Source organism: Microbacterium sp. GXF6406, assembly GCF_054798215.1.
This window is the reverse complement of sequence record NZ_JBSJZH010000003.1, coordinates 166,429-181,089: the sequence shown is the minus strand read 5'-3', so window position 1 is coordinate 181,089 and position 14,661 is coordinate 166,429. Positions and strand designations below refer to the sequence as shown.

Below are 14,661 nucleotides of genomic sequence, written 5' to 3'. Positions count from 1 at the left end.
GCCTGCGACAGATATGCCGCGGCTTTCCTGAGGACCTCGTTCTCCTGCTCGAGAAGACGGATCCGCTTCTTCAACTCGCGAGCTTCCGCCGCGTCAGCCGCGGTCTGGCCAGGCCGATTCCCTTCCTCGACATCGGCTTGGCGGAGCCAGTTCTGCAGGGTCGCTTCGCTGATACCGAAGTCGGTGGCGATCTGCTTGATGGTGACGCCGCTCTCACGGCGCCGCGCGACCGCGACGACATCCTCGCGGAACTCTTGGGGATAGGGACCGGGCATGATGACATCCTTCCCGCCAGCGCCTCCCGGCACTAACGATCAGTTGTCACCGATCCGTTCCTCACGCCCGGGCCTCGAAGACCCTATAGAACTCCATGTCCGGCACCAGCCGCCGCATCCGCCCTACCGTGACATTCCAGAGTTTCCCGAGCGACTGCGCCTATCGAATCTGACCGGCGTAGTCGTACCCGTTCAGATCGAGCGGCAGCCCTCGCAGTGCAGTTTCATCCCGGCCATGCGTCGCGCCACACCCGCAGCGCTTACCCTCATCGCGTTCCCACTTGACCACGACATGAGTCCGCCCGAAGCTTGGTGCGGTTAGTGTCAGGAACAGGAACCGGTATCCGGCGACCGGATGCCCGTCTGCATCCTCAAAGCCACTGCGACCCAGCTTCGCTGCATCACCAGCCCACAACGATGAGCAAGCCGGGCACTGCGACTGACGACGTGAACCGCACCGCACCTTCAACCCGGGAGACACCTCAACCGGACGCGAGCAGAACCGTTCCCGCAGCTGATCTTCGAGGCTGTCAGCCAGCCCTTCCGTCAGCAGATTTCGCGGTGAATCTCAGACCTCATAATCGTGAGGTCGCGGGTTCAAGCCCCGCTCCTGCTACAGATTCAAACCCCCGGAAGCCCCGGGGGTTTTGTCGTATTCCGGGCGTGAAAGTTAGGCTCTAGAGGTGACAGGAACGCGTGCCGAGGCAGCCTATTCCCGGGCGCTGGCGGCGTTCCGCGCCCCGACGCTCGATCTTCTGCACGGGCGGCAGGCTCCGTTCGTCGTCGCGGCGCTCATGACGCTGTTCACAGCTGACCGTCCCTCGGTCGCGATCGCCGATGCGCACGCCGAGGTGAATGAGATCCTTGAGCAGCTGCGCACCGGCGGCCATGATGACGACGCACGTCGTCTGCCGGGGGGAACGGGGCGCGAAGTGTGCCGTTCCTGGGCCAAGCAGGGCTGGCTTCTGCAGCAGATCGATGACGATGTCGAGGTCTACCGTCTTTCTGCCCACGCGGTCGAGGCGCTCGAGATCGCCGGTCGCACGGGTGGCGGCCGTACCCGCGTCTCGAACTCGCGCGTTCGCACCCTGCTCGAGGCCGTCGACCATCTCGCCGAGAACGCCGAGTCCGATCCAGCCAAGCGCCTGGAGCGCCTGCGTGAGGAGCGCGACGCGCTGGATGCGAAGATCACGCGCGCCGAGGCCGATGAGCTCGAGCCCCTCGACGATGATGAGCTTCTCGAAGAGGCCGAGAACGTTCTGCACCTGGCCCGCGAACTGCCCGCCGACTTCGCGCGCGTCGCCGAGTCGCTCAAGGCCATGCAGCGCGACGTCGTCGCGCATCTGCGCCGCGACGAGCGCCCGACGGGCGAGGTGCTCCGCGAGTATCTGCAGCGCGCCCAGGACGTCATGCAATCCACCAGCGAGGGGCGCGCTTTCGCCGGCGCTCTGCGCCTCATCGGCGACCCCGATCGCATCGATGCGTTGACCGAGAACCTGCAGGATCTGCTGCGTCAGCCCTTCGCCCGCAGCCTCGATGCGAACCAGCGTTCCGAGTTCGATGCGATCGGTCGTCGGGTCGAGCTCGGCGTCGAAGAGGTGCTCTCGGCCCAGCGCCGCGCCTCGCATGTCATCACCGGACAGGTGAAGACGCATGATCCGCTCCGCGACCGCCAGATCGATGATCTGCTGCGCGACGTGATCGCGGGCATGCACGAGTGGGGTCAGGGCACGGCCGCGCCGGCGCCGGTGGACCCGGTGCGGAGCCTGCCGATGATCGACGTCGGCCACCTGCGCCAATCGGTCGGCGACATTCGCCCGCCCGGCGCTCCCGCGCCCCTGACGGATGCCGTCGACGTCGAGTTCGTCGACGCCGACACGCGCGCCTGGGGCGGTCCGCGCTACGCGGAGCTCGAGGCCTACATCGAGGGCCTCGGCGGCGACTACGACCTCGCCGAGGCCTTCGTGGGCGTCGATGACGACAATCGCCGCCCGGTGGACCTGCTCGGTCTGCTCGAGATCGCGCACCGCGGCGGGATGAGCGAGAGCGATGAGATTTCCGTCGTCGAGGCTTTGCGCCCCGATGGCACGACCCGACGATTCGCCTTCGGCGCCGTGCGCGCCCAGGCCGCCAGAGAGGAAGCGCATGACTGAGTCTGCGCCCGACGTCGAGACCGAGACGGATGCTGCACCCGCGGCATCCGCGATCGACGCACCCTTCATCGACCCCGTGGCGATGGAGGACGACCCCGATGAGCTGTTCGCCGGTGATCACGGAACGCTCGACGCCGAGGTGCGCCGCGTGCTCGTGCACATCCTGCAGCGTCGCTTCCTCGCCGCGGAGCGGTCGAAGCAGGAGTGGAAGCTGCTGATCGAGCATCAGCAGATCATCGAGTCGCGTTTGAACGACCTGTTCCTGCGTCTGGTCGTCGACCACGGGCGCGGCCTCGCCTACAAACAGCAGGTGCGCTCGGACGAGATCGAGGTGCCGATCCTGTTGAAGGACCTGCCGTACTCTCGTGTGGAGACGCTCGTGCTCGTGCACCTGCGCACCGTGCATCAGCGGGAGTCCGCTGCGGGGGAGAGCTCGGTGCGCATCGACATCGAGGACGTCGAGCAGAACGTGCTCAGCTACTTCACCGAGGTCGACGGCGGTACCGCGCGCCAGCAGAAGGCCGTGCGCAAGGCGATGGACCGTCTCGACCGCGAGGGCATCATCGATGAGGAGACGACCGGTCGTTACCGGATCAGTCCGCTCGTCGAGGTGATCCTCAGCGCCGAGAAGCTGAAGGAACTGCGCGACTGGCTGCGCGAGCAGGTCGGCGCCGGCCACGACGAGGAAGAGGGCGCGCTGTGACGATGCTCGACACGCTGTTCGGAATGATCCCGGCTTCCTCGCGGGGCCAGCAGTGGGTCGCCGAAGACCTGCAGCTCATCAACTGGGGCGGCTACGACGGCGGCCCGCACCTGGTTCGATTCTCACCGGATGCGACGTTGCTGTGCGGCGGTTCGGGATCGGGCAAGTCCACGCTCATGGACGCCTACATCGCGCTCATGATGCCGCACACCACACCCTTCAACGGGGCATCCAACGGCGGTGTCACGGGGCGTCCGCGCGGCGAGGAGCAGCGCAACATCCTCTCGTACGGACGCGGCAAGATCGATGAGTCGCGCACCGAGGAGGGGACGAAGCTGCGCGTGCTGCGCGGCGATGGAGAAGACACGTGGAGCGCGATCGCGGTCACGTGGCGCGATCATGACGGCTCCCGGTTCACCGCGGTGCGCGCCTGGTACATCCCGGCGACGGCCCGGGTGCTGGAAGACACGGTCCGGGTTCGTGCGACGGTCGCGGATGCCTTCGACCTGGGGCGTTTGGAGGAGGCCGCTGCGCAGCGGCTGTCGGATTCTGCGGTGCGCGGCCTCGGCTTGGAGACTCTCAGCACGGATCGGGAGTTCTCTGCGCGTCTGCACGCGGTCCTCGGCATCGGAGCGGCAGGCTCCGGCGCGAAGGCCATCAGTCTGCTCGCCCGCATCCAGGCGGGTCAGCAGATCACGACGGTCGATGACCTCTACAAGCGTCTGGTCCTCGAAGAGCCGGACACGATGGATGCCGCGGATGCGGTGGTCGCGCACTTCGACGAGCTGGAGAGCACGCGCACGAGCATGCTCACCGCGCGGCAGCAGGTGAATGCGCTCGAGCCCATTCCGGGTATCCGGGCGAAGATCGCGGAGGCCGCCTCGCGCGTCGCCCTGATCGACGAGGTCGGGTCGTTCATCGACGAGACCTCGCGCGCTGCGCTGTGGCGTGCCGAGCGCCGTCTTGAACTGCTGCGTGCGGTGGAGGCGGAGCTGCGCGGCCAGAAGATCACGATCGACCTGTCCCTGCGCGAGAAGCGGGCGCTGGCGGATGCTGCCGACGTCGAGCGCGACGGTCTGCTCGACCTGCTGCGCCAGTCCGGCGGCGACCGTCTCGAGACCGCGCAGCGCGAGCTGCGCCGGGTCTCGGCGCGCCTGACGGATGTCGAACGCGAGCGCGCCCGTTTCGACGAGGTGTCCGCGGGGCTGGGCGTATCGGTGACGACCGTCGATGAGTTCGATGAGCTCATGGTGAAGGTCGCTCAGGGCATCGCCGAGGCCGATGGCCGTCGCACGGCCCGGGCGATGTTCGCGGAGGCGGAGACGGATCGTCGCCGCGCGTTCACCGCGCATGCCAAGCTGCAGGCCGAGCGCGATCGTGTCACGCAGATGCGCGGCAGCATCCCACCGGCCCTCGACGATTCGCGGGCGCTGCTCGCGGAAGCCGCGGGCCTTGATCCTGCGGACCTGCCGTTCGTGGGCGAGCTGATCGAGGTGCGCACCGAGCACGAGCCGTGGCGCGATGCGTTCAACCTCGCACTCGGCGGCTTCGCGACCACGCTGCTGATCGACGACGAGCACATCGACCGGTTCCGCGCGGCGATCAACGCGGTGCGCACGCCGGTGCGCCTGCGGTTCGAGGGAGTGCAGACGGGGCTGGCGGAATCTCCGAGCACCGACGAGCGCACACTGCCCGGGCGCCTGGACTACCGAGGCTCCCGGTTCACCGGATGGCTGCAGCAACGGCTCGAAGAGCGCTTCGGCTTCGTGTGCGTCGACAGCTCGGCGCAGCTCGGAGCTCACGCGATGGCTCTGACGATCACGGGTCAGCTGACGCAGGGCAGCCGGGGCGCACACGGCGGACAGGGGCGCGCGAACGTTCTCGGCTTCTCGAACCAGCGCCGACTGCACGAGATCGATGAGCAGCTCACCGCCCTCACCCGCGAGGTCGATGCGGCGACGAGCGCGGCCCGCGACGCGGAGAAGGATCTCGACGGCGTCGAGAACCGCATGACGATCTACGCGCGCCTGCGCGAGATCACCTGGGAGCAGATCGACGTCGCAGCGGTTCGTGCCGAGCACGAGCGCTGGGCGGGTGTCGAGGCCGAGGTCACGACGGCGAGCCCGGAGATCGCCGATCTGAAGGACCGCGCCGAACAACTGAAGAAGAAGGCCGCCGCGCTGCGCGCCGACATCGCGCGTGCCCAGGTCGAGGCCGAGAGCGTCGAGCAGCGTTGGGGCGATGTCGTCGACGACGTCGACGCCTGCCAGATCATCATCGATCGCGCGATCGATGCGGAGCTGTCGATCAGCGGCGAGCAGATGCGGTTCCTCGATGAGCGCTTCATGCTGACGGATGCTGCGGGGGCAGCCGCACCCACCGCCGAACTCGCCCGCCTCGACCTGGCGTTGAAGACCGCCGCGCAGCGTCTCGCGGACGATCGCGCTGCCGCTGTGGACACGCATCACGAGCAGCGCGAGAGCCTGCGCCGCCTGATGCAGGCGTTCCTCGAGCGCTGGCCAAACCTCAATCTGCTGCCCGACCCCGACGCATCCGTCGATGAGTTCGAGGGCATTCTCGAAGCGCTCAAGGCCAACGGCCTGCACGAGCTCGAGCGCGAGTGGCGCGACAGCCTCATCAAACTGTCCGGCAACGATCTGACGAGTCTCGACTCCACGCTCAGCCGGGCGCTGCGCGAGATCCGTGAGCGCATCGAGCCGATCAACGCGATCATGCGCGAACTGGCGTTCTACGATGACGAGCACCGTCTGCAGATCACTCCGCGCGAGAACCAGTCCGAGGCGCGCAAGCGCTTCCGCCGCGAGCTGCGCGAGGTGCGCGGGCTCATCGACACGGCATCCACCGATGATCAGCGCGAGAACGCCTACCGGCGCATGAGCCGTCTGATCGGGCGGATGCGACGGACGGCACCCGACTTCGCCGAGCTCATCGATGTGCGAAACCACGTGCGCGTCAGCGCCGAGCGCATCCAGGCCGTCACCCGCCAGCATGTGGCGCTCTACGATCACATCGGCGAGAAGTCCGGTGGCGAGTCGCAGGAGCTCGTCGCCTTCATCGTCGGTGCGGCCCTGCGCTATCAGCTGGGCGATGCGGGCGCAGCCCGCCCCCGTTATGCCCCGGTGTTCATGGATGAGGCCCTCATCAAGGCCGACGCGCACTTCACCAAGCGTGCGATCGGCGCCTGGCGGGGGCTCGGTTTCCAGCTCGTGATCGGCGCTCCGAACGACAAGTACAGCGCGATCGAACCCCACGTCGACGTCGAGTACGACATCCTCAAGGACACTCGCGGCCGTTCCTGGGCCAAGCCGAAGGTCGCGCTTCCCGCTGACGCGTGACCGTCAGCGGGTCGTGCGCCCGAAGCTGCGCAGCCGCAGGCTGTTGCCGACGACGAACACGCTCGAGAACGCCATCGCGGCGCCCGCGAGCATGGGGTTTAGCATGCCGAGGGCGGCGACCGGAATGGCGGCGACGTTGTAGGCGAAGGCCCAGAAGAGGTTCGTCTTGATCGTGCCGAGCGTTCGGCGGGACAGACGGATCGCATCCACCGCGCTGCGCAGGTCACCGCGCACGAGCGCGATGTCCGCGGCTTCGATCGCGACATCCGTGCCGGTCCCCATCGCAAGACCGAGATCCGCGCGAGCGAGGGCCGGGGCGTCGTTCACGCCGTCGCCGATCATGGCGACGACCGCGCCCTCCGACTGCAAACGCGTGACCACGTCGACCTTGTCCTGGGGGAGCACCTCGGCGATCACCTCGTCGATCCCGACCTCGGCGGCGATGCGGCGCGCGACCGACGCGTTGTCGCCCGTGAGCAGGATGGGACGAAGGCCCAGCTCCCGCAGGTCGCGGATGGCCTCCGCGCTGGTCGGCTTCACCGCGTCGGCGATGACGAGAGCTCCGCGCGCAGCGCCGTCCCATGCGACGGCGACGACCGTCTTCCCCGAGGACTCGGCATCGGCCTTCGCCGCCGCGACCTCAGGCGACAGCGCCAGCGACCAGTCCGCGAGGAGTGATTCGCGCCCCACGATGACGCTGCGCCCCTCGACGAGGCCCTGCACGCCGCGACCCTCGATGTTCGAGAAATCCGAGACCGGTGGCAGCGGAGCGCTCGCCGCGGAGGCGATGGCGCGGGCGATCGGATGCTCCGAGGCGTTCTCGAGCGCCCCCGCCAGTCGCAGCAGCTCCTCCGGGTCCGTTCCCTCCTCGCTGAGGACACCGTCGAGGGTCATCCGCCCCGCGGTGACGGTGCCGGTCTTATCCAGCAGAACGGTGTCGACCGCGCGGGTCGATTCGAGCACCTCGGGGCCCTTGATGAGGATGCCCATCTGCGCGCCGCGGCCGGTGCCGACGAGCAGCGCCGTCGGGGTGGCGAGCCCGAGCGCGCACGGGCAGGCGATGACGAGCACGGCCACGGCCGCGGTGAACGCGGCGGATGGCGGATACCCGGCGACGAGCCACCCGCCGAGGGCCACCACGGCGATCATGAGCACGATCGGCACGAAGACGCCCGAGATACGGTCGGCGAGGCGTTGCACCTCGGCCTTCCCGGTCTGGGCCTCCTCGACGAGCTTCGCCATCTGAGCCAGCTGCGTATCCGCACCGATCCGGGTCGCCCGTATGAGCAGGCGTCCGCTCGTGTTCACGGTCGCACCGGTCACGGCATCCCCGGCGGTCACCTCCACGGGTACCGACTCGCCGGTCAGCAGCGAAGCATCCACCGCGGATGCCCCTGAGACGACGATGCCGTCCGTCGCGAGCTTCTCGCCCGGGCGGACGAGGAACTCATCGCCGACGCGCAGGTCCTCGATGGGGATCGCCGTCTCGACGCCGTCGCGGAGCACCGCGACGTCCTTGGCGCCGAGCTGGAGCAGAGCGCGCAGCGCGGCACCCGCCTGCCTCTTGGAACGCTTCTCGAAGTAGCGGCCGGCGAGCACGAACATCGTCACCCCGGCGCCGACCTCGAGGTAGATGTTTCCGGCGCCGTCCGAGCGCGACAGCGCGAACTCGAACCCGTGGGTCATGCCGAGCATCCCCGCGGTGCCGAAGAACAGCGCGTACAACGACCAGAGGAAGGCGGCGAGCGTGCCCATCGAGATGAGCGTGTCCATGGTGGCGGCCCCGTGACGCAGGTTGATCCAGGCGGCGCGGTGGAACGGCCACGCGCCCCACAGGATCACCGGGGTGGCGAGGACGAGCGAGACCCACTGCCAGCCGATGAATTGCGCAGGAGGAACCATCGCCATCACGATCACCGGAACCGTCAGAGCGATGGAGACGATCAGGCGCCGGCGCAGCGACCGCAGCTCGGGGTCCTCGCCCTCATCGGCCTTCACGGGTGCGGGAAGCGCAGCGGAGTAGCCGGCCTTCTCGACCTCGGCGATGAGGAGCGCGGGCTCGATGCCCGACGCTGACCGCACCGATGCCTTCTCCGTCGCATAGTTGACGGTCGCGCTCACGCCATCGATTTTGTTCAGCTTGCGCTCGATGCGATTGGCGCAGGAGGCGCACGTCATGCCGCCGATCGCGAGTTCGACATCATTCACCGTGGACATGCCGGCTCCGTCAGATCCGGGCGGCGGTGTATCCCGCCTCGTCGACGGCCGCGATGACCGCCTCGTCGGAGACCGGAGCGGATGCCGTGATGATGAGGCGGCCGTCCTGGGCACTCACCTCGACGCCCTCGACACCGTCGATCTCGGAGACCTCTTCGCGGACGGACATCTCGCAGTGACCGCAGGTCATCCCGGTCACCTGGAAAACACTCGTGCTGCTCATGCTGACTTCCTCTCGTCGGAACGCGGGGCGTTCACCAACGACAACAGGATACCCCCGGGGGGTATTCCTAGGCCCGCAGCACAATGTCGAGCGTCACACGCGCGCTGAAGCGCAGGGACTCCACCGGCACGCATTCATCGACCGCGTGGAACTGCCCGTACACATCGAAATCATCCGGCACGCGCAGCGGCACGAAACCGTATCCGTGCACGCCCAGCCGCGAGAAATGCTTGTTATCGGTGGAGGCCGGAAGCAAGTAGGGCACGACCACGCCCTCCGGATCCTCCGCCGCGATCGCCGCCGTGACAGCATCCACCAGAGGCCCCTCCAACGGTGCTGCGATCGGCGGGATCATCCGCAGCCACTCGACCTCGACGCCATCACCCGCAAGGTCGATGATCCCGTCCCGCAGAGCGTCCGCGCCCTCCGGCAACGAACGCAGATCGAGAAGCGCCGATGCGTCACCCGGGATGATGTTGATCTTTCCGCCGGCATCCAGAACCGTCGGCGCGGCCGTGTTCCGCGCAGCCGCACCGATCACGCGCCCGACGAAACCGAGCTCGTCCAGTTCGGCATCCAGATCCTCATCCGTGAACGTCGTCCCACGGGCCTCGCCGAACGCCTCGAGGAAACGAGCCAGCGCCGGCGTGCGCACGACGGGGAACCGGTGCGCGCCGATCCGTGCCACGGCGCCGGCCAGGCGGGGGACAGCGTCGCTCGGCAGGGGGCGGGACGCATGTCCGGCGGCGCCTCGGGCCGTCAGCCGAGCCCCTCCGACGCCCTTCTCCGCCGTCGCCAGAAGGTAGGCGCGGCGATCCTGCGCGAGTGGCACGGAGAACCCGCCGACCTCGCTGATCGCCTCGGTCGCGCCCGCGAACAGCTCGGGCCGGTTGTCGACGAGCCAGGACGCGCCCCAGACGCCGCCGCTCTCCTCATCCGCGAGGAACGCGAAGATGAGGTCGCGCTGCGGCCGGATCCCCTCGCGCGCGAGGTGGCGGGCCACCGCGAGGATGACACCGGCGAAGTCCTTCATGTCGACGGCGCCGCGTCCGTAGAGCAGCCCGTCCACGATCTCCGCGCCGAAGGGATCATGCGTCCAGTCCTCGGCCTGCACGGGAACGACATCCAGGTGGGCATGGACGATGAGCGCTCCGGCATCCGGATCCGAGCCGGCGATACGGGAGATCACGCTGCCGCGGCCCGGAAGCGGCTCGACGAAGACCGTCGAGAGACCGACCTCCTCGAGCGCTGCCTGCACGTAGCGTGCGGCGCGCGTCTCGCCATCGCCGATGGTAGCGATGTCCCCGGTGTTGACGCTGTCGATGCGGATCAGGGCGCGGACGAAGTCGACGGCCTCTTCTTCGAGATGAGTCACACCCCCAGAGTAGGCGCGTCCGCGTGAGGAGATTACGCGCCGTTACCGAATCCCCACGGCGGGGGAGCGCGGCGTGGTTCACTCGCTCTCGTGAACAACTCCCGTGTGAAGAAGCTCCTGTCCGTCGTCGGCATCCTGGCAACCGGTGCTCTGGCACTGTCGATGACGGCGTGCGCAGGTGCAGGCGGCGACGCCGACTCCGACCGGATCGTGCTCGTCGCGAACGACGGCGTCGAAGCGCACTGGACGCTGATGAAGGACATCCTCGCGGACGACGGCATCGAGCTCGAGGTTCGCACGATCACCGACGGCGTTCAGCTGAACCAGGCGGTGCAGAACGGCGACGCCGACATCAACCTGTTCCAGCACCTCATCTACCTCGCCGACTTCAACGTCAGCAACAACGGCACGCTCGTCCCGGCCGGAGCGACGGCCGTCTACCCGCTGGGCCTGTACTCCGAGAAGTACGCCTCAGCAGACGAGATCCCCGCGGGGGCGACCATCGCCATCCCCAACGACGCGACCAACCTCTCGCGCGGGCTGCTGAACCTGCAGGCCGTCGGCCTGCTCGAGCTCGCCGACGGCGGCAACGCGTACTCCTCCCAGGCGGACATCGTCGAAAGCTCCGTGGAGATCTTCCCCGTCGACCCGAACCAGACGGTCACGGCGCTGAAGGACGGCAGCGCGGATGCTGCGATCATCAACAACACGCAGGCGCAGAAGGGCGGACTCGGCGACGACGAGATGATCTACAAGGAGGACGTCGACGACCCGGCGCTCGCCCCGTACATCAACATCTTCGCCGTCACCGCCGACAACGCCGACGACCCGCGGTGGGCGAAGGTGCTCGAGGCCTACCACTCGGCCCAGGTCCAGGCATCCGTCACCGAATTGAACGACGGCAACCTCGTCTTCACACAGGACTGGAGCGTCGCCGATCTGCAGGCCGAGCTCACCGACCTGCAGGAGAAGCTGGCGGCGATCAAGTAACCGCCGAGGACGACGAGCCCATGACCGGCATCCTCACCTTCGAGAACGTCTCGAAGACGTTCCCGGCCGCAGGCCGAGGGCCCGCCGTCACCGCGCTCGACGGAGTCGACCTCTCCGTCGAGCGCGGGTCCATCGTCGGAGTGATCGGGTACTCCGGCGCCGGCAAGTCCACGCTCGTGCGCCTCATCAACGGCCTCGAGAAGCCCACCGCCGGGACGGTGACGGCGCTGGGCGCCGATATCGGCCGCGCCTCCGAGGGGGAGCTGCGCGCTCTGCGCGGTCGGATCGGGATGATCTTCCAGCAGTTCAACCTCTTCGCCTCGCGCACCGTGCGCGGCAACGTCGCCTATCCGCTGCGCGTGGCCGGGTGGAAGAAGGCCGACATCGCGGCGCGCGTCACCGAGCTGCTCGACTTCGTCGGCATCGGGGACAAGGCCGACCGCTACCCGCGTTCCCTGTCGGGCGGGCAGAAGCAGCGGGTGGGAATCGCGCGTGCCATCGCGACGAACCCCGAGCTGCTCCTCGCCGACGAGGCCACCAGCGCGCTCGACCCGCAGACGACCGCCGAGGTCCTGTCTCTGCTGCGGGAGATCAACCGCACGCTGGGGATCACGATCGTCGTCATCACCCACCAGATCTCCGTCGTGCACGAGCTGTGCGACCAGGTGATCGTGATGGAGGGCGGCCGCGTCGTCGACAGCGGCGACACCTACCGCGTCTTCGCGCACCCCCGCGCAGCACTCACCGAGCGGTTCGTGAGGGCCGTGACCCAGGGAGTCCCGACGGGGGATACCCGCGACGCGCTCCTCTCCGGCGGAGGCGCACTCCTCAGCGTCGACGTGAACGACTTCACGAGCGAGGACGTCGATGCCATCTTCGAGAAGCACGGCATCCGTCGCTCCGTCGTCTTCGGCGGCGTCACCGATATCCGCGGTCGTCAGCTCGGCACCCTCACGTACCGGGTTCACGCCGAAGCGGATGCGGTGACCGCGGTCGTCGCGGAGCTCTCCGAACGCACCGCGGTGCAGCGGCTCGCAGCCGAGGCTGCCGCATGAGCGGCGTGCGCCCGGGCGCCGACTGGGGCTCGCTCACCCCGGTGCTCCTGGAATCGATCCAGGAGACGATCTACATGGTCGTCGTCACCCTCCTCATCGGCGGGATCGCAGGGCTGCTGATCGGCGCCGTGCTCTATGCGACGCGGCCCGGCAACCTGTTCGGCAACCGTGCCGTGTTCCACACGGTCAACATCGTCATCAACCTCGTGCGGCCGATTCCGTTCATCATCTTCCTGACCGCCGTCGGCCCGCTGACGAAGGTCATCGCCGGAACGACCCTCGGAACCGAGGCGGCGATCGTGCCGATGACGATCATGGCGGCCGTCGTGATCGGCCGCGTCGTCGAGCAGAACCTCGTCGCCGTCGATCCGGGCGTCGTCGAAGCGGCCCTCGCCATCGGCGCGAAGCGCGTCGCCGTGCTGTTCGGCGTCGTGATCCCCGAGGCGCTGGCGCCGCTGATCCTCGGCTACACGTTCATGTTCATCGCGGTCGTCGACATGTCCGCCATGGCCGGCTACATCGGCGGCGGCGGGCTCGGCAACTTCGCGATCATCTACGGATACCAGCAGTTCGACCAGCAGGTCACCTGGGTCACAGTCGCGATCGTCATCGTCATCGTGCAGGTCGGGCAGCTCCTCGGCAACTGGCTCGCCCAGCGCGTACTGCGCCGTTAGGGGAGCTCTACCAGCGGGTGCCGGCGACGGCCGCCGTGATGAGGATCGGGCGATGATCGCTCGAACGCTGAGGCAGGGTCTGGATGCTGTCGATCGTGAAGCCGTCGGAGGTAGCGAAGTCGTAGTGCCCCTTGAACACCCGGTAGCGCGTGTAGGTGCGGTCGTCACTGAGCGTCAGCGTGTATCCGTGCTCGCGCACATTCTGGCTGAGGTTCTCCTTGAACACCGGATAGTTGTAGTCGCCGACCATGAGGATGGGCCGGCCCGGGCCCATGGTCTCCAGCTCGCTCAGCGCGGCGCGGATCTGATTGCGACGCAGGGAGTTCAGGGCCGTGAGGGGCGCCGCATGGAACGAGGCGATGATGAGCTCTCCGCCGTCGTCGATATCACGTAGGCGCACACCCAGCACGCGCTCATGCGCGGGCCGCAGCACCCGGTCGTGCAACGACTTCTTCAGCCCGAACGTGCGGATCTGCTGCAGCTGGAACGTGTTCGCCCGGAAGTACACGGCGAGCCCCAGACGGTTGCCCTGGGTGGCATCGGCGAGTACGAGCCCGCCGATCTCCTCGGGAAGCGCCGACACATCGCACTCCTGAAGGCAGAGCACGTCCGGAGCATGCTCGGCCGCGAGCTCCTCGAGCTCGGTCGCCGCGCGATGCTTGCGCAGGTTGTACGAGATGACCTTCATCCCGCCCAGGTTAGTGCGTGCAGCTATGGCGCGGGGCGTTCGTGCTCACTCGCTGTCGCGGCGCGCACGCGTCTGCTCGGCCCGTGCGGCGAGCAGATCGGATGCGGGATAGCCGACCTCGGTGAGCGTGAGACCGCGGGCCGGGAGCACGGTGAAGGCGCTCGTGCGCTCGAGGGCATCCCGCAGCACGACGAGGTCCGAGACGTCCAAGCGCTGCTGGCCGACGGCCGCGCACGCGCCCACGAGCGCGCGCACCATGCTGTGGCAGAACGCATCGGCCTTCACCTCGGCGATCAGCACACCCTCATCGTCGCGCAACCATCGATAGTCCAGCAGCGTGCGGATCGTCGTGCCCTCGTCGCGCGGCTTGCAGTAGGCCGCGAAGTCGTGCAGGCCGATGAGGGAGCGTGCCGCGGCATCCATCGACCCGACGTCCAGATCGCCGCGGATCCGGGTGGTGTCCAGGCGCCGAGCCGGGTCGTAACCGGAGGCGTCGTCCGCAAGCCGATAGCGGTAGCGGCGCCAGACCGCCGAGAATCGGGCATCGAAGCCTTCCTCCGCCAGTGAGCTGCGATGCACCGTGACATCGGGGTACGAGCCCAGCACGCCGCGCATGCGATGAGCGATCGTGCCCGCCGGGTCCTCGGCCGCACGGCCGTGCCTCGAGGTGATGCGCGCCCACTGCGCCTCGTCGAGATCGACGTGCGCGACCTGGCCGGAGGCATGCACCCCGGCATCCGTGCGCCCGGCGACGACGAAGCGCACATCGGAGCCGACGATGCGCGCGAGAGCCGCTTCGAGCGTGCCCTGCACCGTGCGCAACCCCGGTTGCGCCGCCCACCCGCGGAAGTTCGTCCCGTCATAGGCGATATCCAGCCTGATCCTCACCCGATAAGCCTAGACTGGCGGCTTTGCACCCTGCGTCCTGACCGGTGCGACCCTCTTCCATGAC

General features: G+C 68.2%; 13 protein-coding genes. 6 read left to right on the top strand and 7 right to left on the bottom strand.

Annotated features, from left to right (window positions below):
• Together ACWAUG_RS03760 and ACWAUG_RS03755 are read right to left on the bottom strand one after the other, a co-directional pair.
• Positions 1 to 275 (bottom strand): transposase (locus ACWAUG_RS03760; protein ID WP_460801327.1); only part of this gene is annotated, 275 nt, incomplete at its 3' end.
• 160 nt (positions 276 to 435) lie between these two features.
• On the bottom strand, positions 436 to 738 hold the full coding sequence (locus tag ACWAUG_RS03755) for a replication initiator (RefSeq protein WP_460801346.1): 303 nt from the start codon (positions 736 to 738) through the stop codon (positions 436 to 438).
• A gap of 220 nt (positions 739 to 958) precedes the next feature.
• Here ACWAUG_RS03755 and ACWAUG_RS03750 point away from each other — a divergent pair, with 220 nt between their 5' ends.
• The 3 genes from ACWAUG_RS03750 to ACWAUG_RS03740 are packed head-to-tail and all read left to right on the top strand — an operon-like array spanning position 959 to position 6,487.
• The gene (locus ACWAUG_RS03750) at positions 959 to 2,428 is read left to right on the top strand and encodes a DUF3375 domain-containing protein (RefSeq protein ID WP_460801325.1); all 1,470 of its coding nucleotides are present in this window, start codon (positions 959 to 961) and stop codon (positions 2,426 to 2,428) included.
• Positions 2,421 to 3,131, top strand: a complete 711-nt coding sequence (locus ACWAUG_RS03745; protein WP_460801323.1) for a DUF4194 domain-containing protein — start codon at positions 2,421 to 2,423, stop codon at positions 3,129 to 3,131. Before ACWAUG_RS03750 ends, ACWAUG_RS03745 begins: the two co-directional genes overlap by 8 nt.
• Positions 3,128 to 6,487 carry an ATP-binding protein gene (locus tag ACWAUG_RS03740; protein ID WP_460801321.1) on the top strand — a complete coding sequence of 1,120 codons (3,360 nt, stop codon included), beginning with the start codon at positions 3,128 to 3,130 and terminating at the stop codon, positions 6,485 to 6,487. The genes ACWAUG_RS03745 and ACWAUG_RS03740 overlap by 4 nt, the downstream gene beginning before the upstream one ends.
• 3 nt (positions 6,488 to 6,490) lie before the next feature.
• Here ACWAUG_RS03740 and ACWAUG_RS03735 read toward each other — a convergent pair whose 3' ends face one another.
• From ACWAUG_RS03735 to ACWAUG_RS03725, 3 genes are all read right to left on the bottom strand, one after another.
• Positions 6,491 to 8,704: a heavy metal translocating P-type ATPase gene (locus tag ACWAUG_RS03735; protein ID WP_298038519.1), complete on the bottom strand. Its 2,214-nt coding sequence runs from the start codon at positions 8,702 to 8,704 to the stop codon at positions 6,491 to 6,493.
• Between the two features lie 10 nt (positions 8,705 to 8,714).
• On the bottom strand, positions 8,715 to 8,927 hold the full coding sequence (locus tag ACWAUG_RS03730) for a heavy-metal-associated domain-containing protein (RefSeq protein ID WP_460801319.1): 213 nt from the start codon (positions 8,925 to 8,927) through the stop codon (positions 8,715 to 8,717).
• Positions 8,928 to 8,994: 67 nt separating this feature from the next.
• The gene (locus ACWAUG_RS03725) at positions 8,995 to 10,302 is read right to left on the bottom strand and encodes a M20/M25/M40 family metallo-hydrolase (RefSeq protein WP_298038515.1); all 1,308 of its coding nucleotides are present in this window, start codon (positions 10,300 to 10,302) and stop codon (positions 8,995 to 8,997) included.
• 90 nt (positions 10,303 to 10,392) lie between these two features.
• On the opposite strand from ACWAUG_RS03725, the gene ACWAUG_RS03720 reads away from it, so the two are divergent.
• From ACWAUG_RS03720 to ACWAUG_RS03710, 3 genes are read left to right on the top strand one after another with little or no spacing between them, the layout of a single operon-like run.
• Entirely contained in the window at positions 10,393 to 11,292 is a 900-nt protein-coding gene (locus ACWAUG_RS03720) for a MetQ/NlpA family ABC transporter substrate-binding protein (RefSeq protein WP_298038513.1), read from the top strand.
• Between the two features lie 20 nt (positions 11,293 to 11,312).
• Positions 11,313 to 12,347 carry a methionine ABC transporter ATP-binding protein gene (locus ACWAUG_RS03715; RefSeq protein WP_460801316.1) on the top strand — a complete coding sequence of 345 codons (1,035 nt, stop codon included), beginning with the start codon at positions 11,313 to 11,315 and terminating at the stop codon, positions 12,345 to 12,347.
• Entirely contained in the window at positions 12,344 to 13,021 is a 678-nt protein-coding gene (locus ACWAUG_RS03710) for a methionine ABC transporter permease (RefSeq protein WP_298038508.1), read from the top strand. Before ACWAUG_RS03715 ends, ACWAUG_RS03710 begins: the two co-directional genes overlap by 4 nt.
• A gap of 7 nt (positions 13,022 to 13,028) precedes the next feature.
• Here ACWAUG_RS03710 and ACWAUG_RS03705 read toward each other — a convergent pair whose 3' ends face one another.
• Positions 13,029 to 13,709, bottom strand: a complete 681-nt coding sequence (locus ACWAUG_RS03705; protein ID WP_460801314.1) for an endonuclease/exonuclease/phosphatase family protein — start codon at positions 13,707 to 13,709, stop codon at positions 13,029 to 13,031.
• A gap of 45 nt (positions 13,710 to 13,754) precedes the next feature.
• The gene (truA, locus tag ACWAUG_RS03700; RefSeq protein WP_460801313.1) at positions 13,755 to 14,597 is read right to left on the bottom strand and encodes a tRNA pseudouridine(38-40) synthase TruA; all 843 of its coding nucleotides are present in this window, start codon (positions 14,595 to 14,597) and stop codon (positions 13,755 to 13,757) included.
• Positions 14,598 to 14,661: the final 64 nt, after the last annotated feature.